Raw genomic sequence first — 11450 nt, 5'->3', positions numbered from 1 at the left:
TCAGTTTGCCTCCAGCGACTTCGGCGCGGGGAAATATTCCCGACCATCCGGCAGACGCACCTTTAAACCCTCTGCCATCCGGACCGCCTCGGGTAGGATGACCTCTATTTTTCGACTGCGGGATGTCGTCAATAATTCTTCGGCATCGGGGGATTCATTCAGTTCCTCAATGGTCCTGATGGTGGGGGGCATCATGAACATCCGGCGGGCGCTGTAGGCGGCAATCGCCCGTTCGGGGGTCAGCCAGCAGGAATCAGTCAGTTCGAGATTGTCATGCTCCGGCTTCTGACCGGCAGGGAGAAGCGCCAAAAAAATGCGGGCGTTGAAACGACGGGGGACAATCTCCGGTGTTATCCAATGCGAATAGGGAACAAGCAGATCAGGCGCAAAAACCAGTTTCTCCGTGCTTGCCAACTCGCGCAAGGACAGCCGCCGCTGATAGATTTCCCGCCGATAGCCGGCAAAACGGGAGGCCGCAGCCGGTTCCACCAGGTCAACGACTCCCCCGGAGGAAGCACGCGCCAGCAGAACCCCGGCTTCTTCAAATGTTTCCCTTATCGCCGCCATAAACAGGCCAAGGGCCAAAGATTCAGAAATATCAGGTTCCTGGAGAAGACGCTGCGCTTTTACACCGCTGAATTCCCCCGCACAGCCCTCCAATTCCGGATCGAGATCGGCCTCCTCCAGCAGGCCGCCGGGGAAAACATAGATTTCCTCCCGGTAGGTGCGGCTCTTCACCCGTTTCATAAGGAATACCTCGCAACCGCCCGAAGATCGGTGGGAAAGCAGAACAACGGTTGCGGCATCTGCCGGTTCTTTATTCACTGTTTCTCCTTAACTGAAAGCGAAGCTTAATGCCCATAAAGCCGCCCCGGACGCGACAAGGCGCGTCCCGCCAATTTTCATCCTGCTTTGGGGCGGCAGGCCGTCATGGGGGATTATCCTTATACCCATCCCCAATTATTGCACAAAACACAAGCTGTGATTGATATTTTTATTTTTGCTATTTCGCAAGCATGCCGCCGTCGTTGATCAGTATCTGCCCGGTCATGTAGGCGGAGGCGTTGGAGGCAAGAAAAACGGCAAGCCCCTTCATGTCGTCAATATCGCCGATGCGGCCGAGCGGGATGGCGGCCAGCGTCAGGTCATGGGCGGCCTTGAATTCCGGCTTTTCAATATAGGCCATCATGTCGGTCCGGAAAAAGCCGGGGGCAATCGCATTGACGCGGATATGATAAGGGGCAAGCTTGACTGCCAGATTCATCGTCAGCAGATTTATCGCCGCCTTTGTGGAGTTGTAGGGAACCGCTGGATGCACCAGCTCTTCAGACCCCCGGAAACCCATCACAGACGAGATGTTGATGATATTGCCGCCGCCCTGCTCTTTCATAAGCTGCGCCACCTTCTGGGTTATTATCCAGACCCCGCGCACGTTCACAGCAAAAAGGCGATCCCACTGCTCAAGCGGAAAATCCAGTGTTGGCGCCCCCCAGGAAGCGCCGGCGTTGTTCACAAGAACATCGATCCGGGGAAAGAGTTCCTGCGACTTTTTCAGCATCGCCTCGATATCGTCGGGGCTTCCGACATCGCAGGCAAGGGGAATTGCCCTGACGCCAAATTCTTCGGAAAGGGCCTTCGCCGTCGCTTCCAGGTTTTTCATCTTCCGGGAGACGAGAATGAGATCGGCGCCAGCCTCGGCAAAACCGGTTGCGATGAATTTCCCTATCCCCCGGCCCCCGCCCGTAATCAAGGCGACCTTGCCGCGCAAACTGAATAAATCGTTCAGTCGCATCAACTACCCCCCCCAAAAAAAATCAGGAATACTGAGCCAATTGCAAAACTCTCACATTCTGTCATTCCCGCAATGATTTTAAGCGGGAATCTGGTTATAACTGATTGAAAAACCGTATTCCCGATAGAAGCATTCGGGAATGACAAATAGTTTTGCAATTGGCTCTCAGGAAAAGCTATTATCATCCTCCAGAATTCCCAGAAAAACGTCCACAATTTTTTTGTCGAACTGCTTGTTTTTGTTTGTTTTAATGTCGTAGATTGCCGTTTCATGGTGCAATCCTTTTCTGTAGGGACGATCGCTCGTCATCGCGTCGAAGGAATCCGCAACCGCCATGATCCGCGCCAAAGGCGGGATATCATTCCCGGCAAAACCATCGGGATAGCCCCCGCCGTCCCACCGTTCATGGTGGTGACGAACTATCAACCGCTCATCGTCAAGCAGGGGAATGTAACTCAGTATAGCATCGCCGGTAAGGGGATGCTGCCTGATAATTTCAAATTCTTTTTCGGTAAGATTGCCCGGCTTGAGAAGCACGTTGTCGGGAATCGATATTTTCCCAAGATCGTGGAGCAGCGAGGCGATCCGCAGCCGTTCCACCTCGGGAGGCGGCAGGCACATTTTTTGGGCTATCTTAACGGATGTTTCTGCAACGCGGCGGGAATGTTCCTCCGTGTAATGATCCCGCACCTGAATCGCCGCCACGAGCGCCATAAAGGTACTCGTCAAATTATCATACATGCTTTCATAGAGGATTTTGTTTTCGAGATTCAGGGAGGCCCTTTTCGCCAGGCTCAAAATCTGATGGAGATCGTTTTTGGTAAATACCCCGCCAGTTCTCTTCTTCCGGATGCTAAGCACTCCCAAAACGCTCCCGCGTATCAGCAGGGGCGCGCAAATCAGCGAAGGCAAGATAAAGGGATCACTATCGGAATGCACCATCACCGCGTCTTTTTTATCGATCGCCTCCTGATAAATACCGGTTATGGTCGAGGCGGTGTTTGACCGGTAAAAATCATAATCCTCCCCCTTCTGGGCCTTCGGATAAAATTTACGGTACTCCTTGTCGTAGAGCAAAAGCGCGCAGCTTTCCCCATCGACAATCCTCATAGCCAACTCGACAATGGTCTGAAAAATCTCGTCATTATCCCCGGCGGCCCGCTCCACCGCTTCATAGACATAACTTTTCAGGGAGAGTTGCTCCCGTTCCTCTTTCATGGCCAGGGAATCCTGGGGGGAGACCGGGTTGGGAACAGAACCTTCCCGGAGATACAAATCGACCTTAAAAAGCAGTTTATCGATATCAAACGGCTTCTGCAGAAAATCAACGACACCGTTTTTCATCGCGGAGACAGTAAGGTCAACAGCGGGCCGGGAGGTCATCATGATAACCGGAATATAAAAATCCCTCTCCCGCATCGACTGCAGCAATTCCATGCCGCCCATGCCGGGCATCATGACGTCGGTAATGACCATTTCGCAGGGGTTTTTCTCTAAAAACTTGATCGCCTCAATCCCGTTTTCGGCTTCCAGTCCTTCATAATTCCCCTGCTGCTCAAGCGCCTCGACAATCAGGTTCCGTGTGGGCGCGTAATCATCTACAACCAGAACAACCTTACTCTTCACTTTTTCCATTTTTACGACATCAGGCAAAATCAGCCACCCTTCCGATTTCAAGAGAAAATATGGGAAAAGAATGAGGAAACAGAATCGACGCCTATGCCTTCATTTTTTTCTTGTCGTCTTTCAGCATGGTATCGATAAGCTTGTCCGTTAACTTATTGCAGATATCTTCCGCCTCAATACCCTGTTTTGACAGATAAACTTTATCAGCGGACTTGTCTTTTTTTTCTCCGCCCTCATCAGCAGAAGAAATGTGCCTGGCCTTAACCCGCTGATGCTTGTTGTAAGCATTTATCATGCTGTCAACACTGTACAATGATGCTGCCATATAACCCTCCCCCACTTATTTGCCCAAGCATATCATTGATCGGCGATAAAATGCAAAAACTTTAATATTTTTTAAGATTGGGATGACCTTCTGCGGCTAAACTGTCTTATAAGGCAGGCGCAGCGAGATAATGTTCCTCCCCCTGCGGGCATCCACGTCTATCTGGAAACCGTAGCTCTTAAGCAGCATAAAAGCGTAATACAAACCATGCTCTGCAGCAGGAAGTTTTTTTATCTCGGGAAAAATTTCTGCCCCGCCGGAAAGCTTGTAACAGGAATTGGTAATCTTCTCACCGCTGTCCTGAAAAACGATATTGATATCAACATCGTCATAATCAACAGAAACGGTCAACTCTTTTTCCGGCATACTCTGCATCCTCTGCCGGGCGGAATTGATCAAGGCGGAGATGCAGAGGGAATAACCGGGACCTTCTCCCGAAATGACTGGCAGGTTATCCTTAAACGTCACCGTCATATTAATTTCGTGCTTAAAATCCAGATAGAAATCGGCAAATTTGAGCTCCGCCGCGATCATTTTGGATATATCGATCATCTCCCGGCCACGGGCGGAAAGCGCTAAAATCTTTCCCTCGAAGTTTCTGAATATCGAAAGCATCATTTCCGACTCTCCGGCAAGGATGGATACGTCTTTTTTTATCTTGTCCAGGGCAAGCTCCTTATATAATTCAGGGTGCTGTACCTCGATTGCCTCAAAACTCTTCGAGGTGCGTGCCTGCATCAACTGAACTCTGCCTATTATGCCGCCGAGGGGGTTGGAAAGGTTATGAATAGCCCCGGGGATTATCTTCCCCATAATGTCTTCAACAAAAAGCTGATTCAGTTTCTCGTAAATGTCGGCCTTATCCATGCAGTTCACCTTGTCATGATTATAAAAAATATCTGGCTGCCAGCAACAGGCCAGCAACAATTTCAAAAAAATGATATGTTCCCGTCGTCCTCGTAATCGGGACTCTCCTCTGCGAGCTTTTCGGCAATTTCCTGAATGCACCTGCTTGCCGGAGAGTCAGGAAACAGTTCTACAAACGCCTTTTGCCGGCGAACCGCTTCCGTAATCTTTTCGTCGCTGACAACATGTCCAAGATAATTTACCGTCAAGTTAAGAAAATGGTCGGTGGCCCTGCTCAGTCTCTCCCAAACCTCTTTTGCTTCGGCCGGGTTCTTTACCATATTTACGATCAGACGGAACCTTTTTTTGGCATGGCGCTGATAAAGTACCTTAATCAGGGCATAAGCGTCGGTAAGGGAGGCCGGCTCAGGAGAGACCACAACGATAATTTCCCTGGCCGCCGCGTTAAAATACATGACATTCCCGGCAATGCCCGCAGCCGTATCAACAAGCATGAATTCAATCCTGCTGCGAAGATCGTTTAACCCATCCAGAAGCGTCAATTTTTGTCCCGCTGAGAGTTCCGCCATTTCCGCCATCCCCGATGAAGCAGGCAGAATCATGATCCCTCCGGGACCTTTGATAACCGTTTCGGAAAAACTTTTTTCCCCTTTCAATACGTGATACAAATTATATTCAGGCGTCAGACCCAGGATTACATCAATATTTGCCAACCCCGCATCAGCATCGAGAAGCAGGGTTTTCTTACGCATCCGCGCCAAGGAAACAGCAAGATTGACGGCTATATTGGTCTTCCCGACGCCCCCTTTACCACTGGTTACCGAAATAACCCTTGTTTTGGAGGAACTTTTTCCCCCCGGCGATTCGGTCCTTCTATTTTTCGGAACCTCTTCGCTTTTTATTTTTTTCAGTATCAACGCCTCCTCCATCTCTGTCTCCTCACCCCCTGACGGCCAATCCCTCCGGAATACGGTCAAGTGTCGGGCCGGACACCTGAAACTTGACGCCTGGAAATTTTGCCGACCATCCTTTCATTTGAACCTGCTGCTCCGTTCGGCGGGGGAGACAATATCCGTCAGGCGTACCCCGAATTTTTGATTGACAACGACCACTTCGCCCCTGGCGATCAAGCGTTGGTTGACGTATATGTCCATCGGTTCTCCGGCGAGTTTTGTAAGCTCTATTACCGATCCCTGCCCAAGCTGCAGCAGCTCGTTTATCAATAGGCGGTTTCTGCCGAGTTCAACCGTCAAATTGAGGGGAATATCCAGCAGAAACTCCATATCCAGCGAACCTTTATCATTCGGGCTTTTGTTTGGACGATTGTGGACAAGCTCATCAAAACAACCCTTATCTGCCTCCGCATTGGTCGCCTCTTTCTTTGATTTCAATGCTTTCTTCTGTACATCGTTCCCCAAAAGATTACCACCTCTGTCCTTTTTGGCTGCCCTTTTGCCGCTCCGGGGAGACTCAGGCATCCCGTTCCTTGAACGATCAAGCTCCTTCTGATCCATAAGCAATATCCTCTTTGGCAATTAGTTCTGTAATACGCCCGGCCATATTGCCCTTGTGATAACCAGGCTCTACCTTGTACTTTGCGACACCTTCCACAAATGCGGTCAGCGGAGCCGCCACTAATTGATTCAAACGTATGACATCCCCTTTTTGGAGTTTTACCAAATCCTTGCCCTTTATCTCGGTTTTTCCCAACTCCACCGCAATGTCCAAGCCGACCATCATCAGATAATCCTTAAGCCTTCCCTCCCATATCTTATCCACTTTCACCTTTTCGCACTGAAAGCCGGCCTGCAGTTTTTCCCTGATGGGTTCAAGGGATGAATAGGGAATGCACATGGACATTACGCCTGTTGTATACCCCAATTCCACCTCATAATTGATCACGATAACTACGTCTGCAGGGGAGACGATCTGCACAAACCGGGGATTAATCTCCGAGCGCAGATAGGTAATTTCTATATCAAGCAACGACTTCCAGGCGGTTTCCAGATCAGACAAAGCGCTGAGGGCTATTTTTTTTATCAGGTTGTTCTCAATGGGGGTAAACTCCCGCCCCTCAATCTTATCGGGAGTGGTTTCGGAGCCGCCAAAAAGTAAATTGACCAGGGTAAAAATAATCTCGGACTCAAATACAAAAAGGGCGCTTCCCCGCAGCGGCTCCATCCTGAACAGATGCATGCTGGTCGGAGCTGCAAGCGTATTTGTAAATTCCAAAAATCTCAGCATCTCTGTCGAAATGATTTTTATGTTTACGACCCTTCTCAGGATAGAAGACATCGTTCCCTTGAATATTCGGGCGAATTTATCGTTTGCCATCTCCAGGTTCGGCATCCGCCTTTGCATGATCCTTTCCTGACTCGTCAGATCATAAGGAACAGCGCCCTCCAAAGCAGTTTCTCCGGCGGCCTCTGTTTCTTCTCCGGGGATACCTCTAAGAAGGGCTCGAATCTCTTCCTGACTCAATATGTTCGCCATCTATATCCATCCCTCCTCGCCGAATACCGATCTTCCCCGCTTCCTCAAGTTTCATGATTGTTTCAATTATCTTCCTTTGGCTGGACTCCCCATCCGCAAGTCGTACCGGGGGCATCATCCGGATCTTTTTCTTCATAATTTTCGCTTTCCGTTTGGGCATGTTGCGATAGATTTTATCCCGTGCGTTTTCATCAACCAGTTTAAGGGCACGAGAAAGATCCTCGGAACTGATCTCGCCCAACAGCACCTGCATTTTTTTGTCATCGAGTTTGAGGACATCGTCAAAACTGAACATGAAATTACGAACCGCGGACGCAATCTCAGGCTCCATCTTATCAAGGGCGGAAATAACCGCCCTATTGCTGGCGGGACCCATCTTTTTCAATATCTCTCCTATAAAACGTGCGCCGCCAAGCTTGCGCTCGCCTGATGCGTTTGCGGGTATCTCTTTTTCCAGCGTATTGGCTACCTCCTCAATGAATTCCAACGGCACTTCCTTCAGAATTGCCATCCTCCTGATTATCTCGCACTGCAGGGTCGGCGAATAGCACTCCAAAATTTCCGCCGCTTGTCCGGGAAGCAGATGGGCCATAATCAGCGCTATCGTCTGAGGATGTTCCTTTTTTGTGAATTCTGCCAGTATCCCTGGGTCAACACCCCTTAATTTTTCAAGAATCGGGTTTTCCGAATCTCTGTCGCTTGAGATATCCCCCAATATCTGCGGGGCATCTGCCTGTGCCGGCTGACCCATCCGGCAGAGCCGTTTTGCCAACCGCTTTTTTTCTCGCATAGCTGATCGTCCCATTCGACTTGTCATGCCCGGCGATATTGAAAAGATCGGGCACGCCTGCCATAAGGCAGTTTTATTAGTCATTATTTTGACGATTCTCGCCGCCGGCGAATCGAACCCCTGCTTTTCCCGGAGTTTGCCAATCATACCGCAGGCATATTCACCGGAAAGCTATGAGAAAAGCACCCTGTAATCAACCGGCCCGCTTCAGTAAACGATAAGGCCGCTGCCGGGAATGTGATCACGACCGCCGCCAGCGAAACCCTTTGAGCCGGCGAGAAGTCAGAGAATATCGCCTGTAATTTCGCCCAAGGCTCAAAATATTGACACTTCTTTTTGCCCACTCAAACAGAATTTTGACGTTGAACCTCTTTGGATTTTCACTATAGGCATTTGCTTACATGAGTTATCTCCAGCATCAAATTTATATTGTGTATCCCGCCCGGGGTTTTCAACTTAGCTATATTATTAGGAGATTATTCGCTGAAGCCCGCTGTTGAGTCCCACGATATTGTGGGCAAAAGCTTGACTGTCTTGCTAAAAAGTCCATTCGTTGACTATCCCCTCCCTATTCTATACGCAAACAATATGCCATCATCTTACAAACAGTTTCCCGCGCCTAAACCCTATTTTTGCAAAAGAATCGTCCCGATAACTTTATTGCAGAATTTGCCATTCATCCGTCCGGGCCTTGAGAAAATATCGTTCACCGGGAAGAATAAAATGGGCTGCCACGAGCTATCCCAATAAAGCCTTGGAACGGTATCCGGGAAGGAATACTGACGATGATTTAAGATCGGCTTGCAGGTAAAGGGGAAAGGTAATTCCCCTTGCAAAACTGACAACGGGAATTACCTGAGTTCCTGAAATCAGGGCGGCGGCGGGAGTCGAAATGATATGTTAATATATTGTATTTATTGCTATTAGAGAATAGATGTTCTCAGTGATATCCCCAAAAATATCAGTGGCAACCTTATATTGCCCTAAAGCGGGCGGTTTGAAAATGTACCGCTCTGGACGGTATTTCAGTGAACTACCACGCAATGTGAAGTATAGCAGAATAATCATGATTGTGCATCCAATTTGTTGCGGACCAGCAATTTCAGAGTTCTTGACAGTTTGTTACCGTCCGACGAACCCGTCTTACGGGATATTCACCGGCGCAGTAGGCGCAAGTCCCTTGAGAATCCGACCGCCAGACTAACCGTTGGCTATAACACTCCCCAAAATCTGGACAGGGCAACCTGGTGCATGGCAGGCTGCCATAACGGAGGAAAAGGAGGAAATTATGGCAGGCAACATACACAAGAGTCATGAGGCGGCTTTTAAGGCAAACGTTCTATCTGGTCCTGAAGGTCCGTGAGTGCGGTTGTTTACTGCATGCTGATCAGTCCTTTTGCTGTGAATGATATCGTTTCCCTTTACCTTATCACAATTTCGATCTATGATGTGTCTGATATAAACAATCAATTTCAGTTGCGGATTGTTACGAACAAAAAAGAGGCTGAGATGGAAAAAAGACCCGAAATCAAAGATGATCGTGTGAAACAACTGGAGATTCTCAATCCTGTCAAAAGAAACAGCCCGTTTCTATCATTCCGGTATTCCTATCGGGAAGTATCTTCTGTGGGCGGAAACACTTACGTAAAAGCCAAAGAGAAGAAGTTTGAAAACAGCAAGTTCACGTCAGAGGAGTTTGAGGGTGTGGCGCCGGGAAATCATCTGGCGGCAGAGATGCAGCAGATGTTTTTCGGACAGATAGCGTCATTGGTGAAGGCATTTACAGCGTTTCTGCCAGGCGTAAAGAGGGATAAAAGAGGCTGAATTTAAGGGGCAGTTGCCAGCTCTTGCCGGATAATCATTGCGATCATAATATTGCTTTGGAAAATATTTAAGAGTTACTCCATGAATCTACCTGAAAGAAATGAAAAAATCTTCGCCATGAGGGAATCCGGAGCTACATACAGTAAAATAGCAAAAGACTTTGATATCAGTATAGAAAGAGCACGGCATATATACCTCAGGTTGAAGGAACTAAAAGATAATTTCGATTCATCCCCAGTTTTCAAAAAGCGATTATCAAAGAAGGTTCAAATTGCATTAACTGAATATTTCGGTTCAGAAGACATATTGGAGAACCCTCAAATTATTGCCGATATGAGTGCGGTAAAGATACTGAAGATCAGGAAGATTGGCAGGAAATCATTGAATGAGATAGCCACGGCGCTACATGAGGCTGGATATGAGCGATGGTATTGAGAATTGAGTGTCCGGCAAGAGCTTCTTAATGTCGCTGTGGCGTTCTTATAAGATTTTCTTTTCCGATAGCGACCATAATCTCTGCGGGGTTTTTTCTAACAGCATTTACATTGCTGAGATTTCAACGACTTATTATTGTAGTCAGCGAAGGCGGTCGGTTCGGTTTTGTAGCAGAGTTCGACCCGTAATGGTTAGCCCCAAAGACATGCGCTGGTTATTGTGTCCACCTACAAGTCCGCTATATTTGATATGGAATAGAAGTGAGGATTACCACTTAAAGGAACTCCGTAAGCGGCAGATCAACGTCATAGGGAAAGATTTGCGCCTTGAGCCAGGCGGGATGTCCCTTGGTGACGCCGTAGTCGTCGGAACAGGTCCAGAGTCCCGCGAAGGTAAGGCGCGCCTCCCTCGGCACCGTGGCAAGCTTCTCGTCGCTCCAGAATTCTGGCTTCAGTATCCGTGATCGTGCCATTTATCTTGCCGTGCTCAAGTAGGTTTCTCGGTTCCTGTAGACCGGCTGGCAACCGAGACATACTCCCTCAATATCTGGGGACTGATGAACAAACGGAATCCGTCGCTGAGAAGCTTCTTGATCTTCTCTCGAGAAGACTGATGCCAGGGAGAACTGCTGTCCGAAGCATACACAATGATGTTTGTATCGAGGAAGCAGAATTTATCGTCCGTTTTCGCCATAGATTTCTTCCCGCCGGAATGTTGTATTTTTGGGCCAGCCGTTCCAGTCCCAAGTCTGACATTCAAAGGCCACATGTCCGTTGTCGCCGGGACCGATCGCCTTTTCATCTACCACCACAAGCATTCTGTAGTCGCCCGGAGAAACGTCCGGCGGAAATTCCAAAAGCAGGTTTGCCTTGCGGTTCTTCCCCACCCGTGCGGTTGTTTCAATTGTTCTCATTGAACATTACCTCCATAATTAACTGAGCACAATGTAACTCTTTCGCCACTGAATATCAACTGCTTTTCTGGCGCCCTCAGCAAAGAATGAGCAATTCTTCTATATCCAGAATGAAGTCGGAGAAAAGCTCATTCCACCGTAAAATGACGGCCAAAGCAATCAAAAGGATATCCTGCTTTTTTAGGATCAGTACGTTTTCTTTGGCAAAGTTGAGCTTATAGCCCCTCTTGTGCCGCGTGGAGATCAGCGTTTCCACATTGAGCACGGCCACAGAAAATGGTGGACAAATAATCTGATTTAGCCAAGAAGGGTGAGGGGAAGTAAAAGGAGCCCCCTCGCGTTTCTTGACCGATTCGATGAAGGGACTCCTGCCCAGAGAAAGGCA

14 protein-coding genes are annotated in these 11450 nt (G+C 48.6%); 2 read left to right on the top strand and 12 right to left on the bottom strand.

Annotated features, from left to right (window positions below; translation table 11 throughout):
- The 9 genes from K0B01_09205 to K0B01_09165 all read right to left on the bottom strand — a co-directional run bounded on the left by K0B01_09205 (position 1) and on the right by K0B01_09165 (position 7893).
- Entirely contained in the window at positions 1 to 825 is an 825-nt protein-coding gene (locus K0B01_09205; GenBank protein MBW6486311.1) for a hypothetical protein, read from the bottom strand.
- Positions 826 to 1003: 178 nt separating this feature from the next.
- On the bottom strand, positions 1004 to 1792 hold the full coding sequence (locus tag K0B01_09200; GenBank protein MBW6486310.1) for a glucose 1-dehydrogenase: 789 nt from the start codon (positions 1790 to 1792) through the stop codon (positions 1004 to 1006).
- 165 nt (positions 1793 to 1957) lie between these two features.
- Positions 1958 to 3445 (bottom strand): response regulator, encoded by a 1488-nt coding sequence (locus tag K0B01_09195; protein ID MBW6486309.1) that lies wholly within the window; start codon positions 3443 to 3445, stop codon positions 1958 to 1960.
- Between the two features lie 64 nt (positions 3446 to 3509).
- Complete coding sequence (locus tag K0B01_09190) at positions 3510 to 3743, bottom strand: hypothetical protein (protein MBW6486308.1); 234 nt, start codon at positions 3741 to 3743, stop codon at positions 3510 to 3512.
- A 96-nt stretch (positions 3744 to 3839) separates the two neighbouring features.
- Positions 3840 to 4610 carry a hypothetical protein gene (locus K0B01_09185; protein MBW6486307.1) on the bottom strand — a complete coding sequence of 257 codons (771 nt, stop codon included), beginning with the start codon at positions 4608 to 4610 and terminating at the stop codon, positions 3840 to 3842.
- Positions 4611 to 4672: 62 nt separating this feature from the next.
- Positions 4673 to 5539: a MinD/ParA family protein gene (locus tag K0B01_09180; GenBank protein MBW6486306.1), complete on the bottom strand. Its 867-nt coding sequence runs from the start codon at positions 5537 to 5539 to the stop codon at positions 4673 to 4675.
- Positions 5540 to 5641: 102 nt separating this feature from the next.
- The gene (fliN, locus tag K0B01_09175) at positions 5642 to 6088 is read right to left on the bottom strand and encodes a flagellar motor switch protein FliN (protein MBW6486305.1); all 447 of its coding nucleotides are present in this window, start codon (positions 6086 to 6088) and stop codon (positions 5642 to 5644) included.
- 16 nt (positions 6089 to 6104) lie between these two features.
- Positions 6105 to 7103 (bottom strand): flagellar motor switch protein FliM, encoded by a 999-nt coding sequence (gene fliM, locus K0B01_09170; GenBank protein MBW6486304.1) that lies wholly within the window; start codon positions 7101 to 7103, stop codon positions 6105 to 6107.
- Positions 7060 to 7893, bottom strand: coding sequence for a hypothetical protein (locus K0B01_09165; GenBank protein ID MBW6486303.1), 834 nt, complete (start codon positions 7891 to 7893; stop codon positions 7060 to 7062). The genes fliM and K0B01_09165 overlap by 44 nt, the downstream gene beginning before the upstream one ends.
- A gap of 1509 nt (positions 7894 to 9402) precedes the next feature.
- Here K0B01_09165 and K0B01_09160 point away from each other — a divergent pair.
- Together K0B01_09160 and K0B01_09155 are read left to right on the top strand one after the other, a co-directional pair.
- Complete coding sequence (locus tag K0B01_09160; protein MBW6486302.1) at positions 9403 to 9717, top strand: hypothetical protein; 315 nt, start codon at positions 9403 to 9405, stop codon at positions 9715 to 9717.
- A gap of 81 nt (positions 9718 to 9798) precedes the next feature.
- Entirely contained in the window at positions 9799 to 10152 is a 354-nt protein-coding gene (locus tag K0B01_09155; GenBank protein MBW6486301.1) for a hypothetical protein, read from the top strand.
- Between the two features lie 274 nt (positions 10153 to 10426).
- Here the strand turns inward: K0B01_09155 and K0B01_09150 are convergent, their stop codons facing one another.
- The 3 genes from K0B01_09150 to K0B01_09140 all read right to left on the bottom strand — a co-directional run.
- Positions 10427 to 10624, bottom strand: coding sequence for a hypothetical protein (locus K0B01_09150; protein ID MBW6486300.1), 198 nt, complete (start codon positions 10622 to 10624; stop codon positions 10427 to 10429).
- A 201-nt stretch (positions 10625 to 10825) separates the two neighbouring features.
- Positions 10826 to 11065, bottom strand: coding sequence for a hypothetical protein (locus K0B01_09145; GenBank protein MBW6486299.1), 240 nt, complete (start codon positions 11063 to 11065; stop codon positions 10826 to 10828).
- A 76-nt stretch (positions 11066 to 11141) separates the two neighbouring features.
- The coding region (locus K0B01_09140) for a hypothetical protein (GenBank protein MBW6486298.1) at positions 11142 to 11450 on the bottom strand (309 nt) is incomplete at its 5' end.

It is taken from the genome of Syntrophobacterales bacterium (assembly GCA_019429105.1).
GTDB lineage: Bacteria > Desulfobacterota > Syntrophia > Syntrophales > UBA5619 > DYTH01.
The sequence above is the reverse complement of the archived record's forward strand: the minus strand, read 5'-3'. Positions and strand labels throughout refer to the sequence as shown.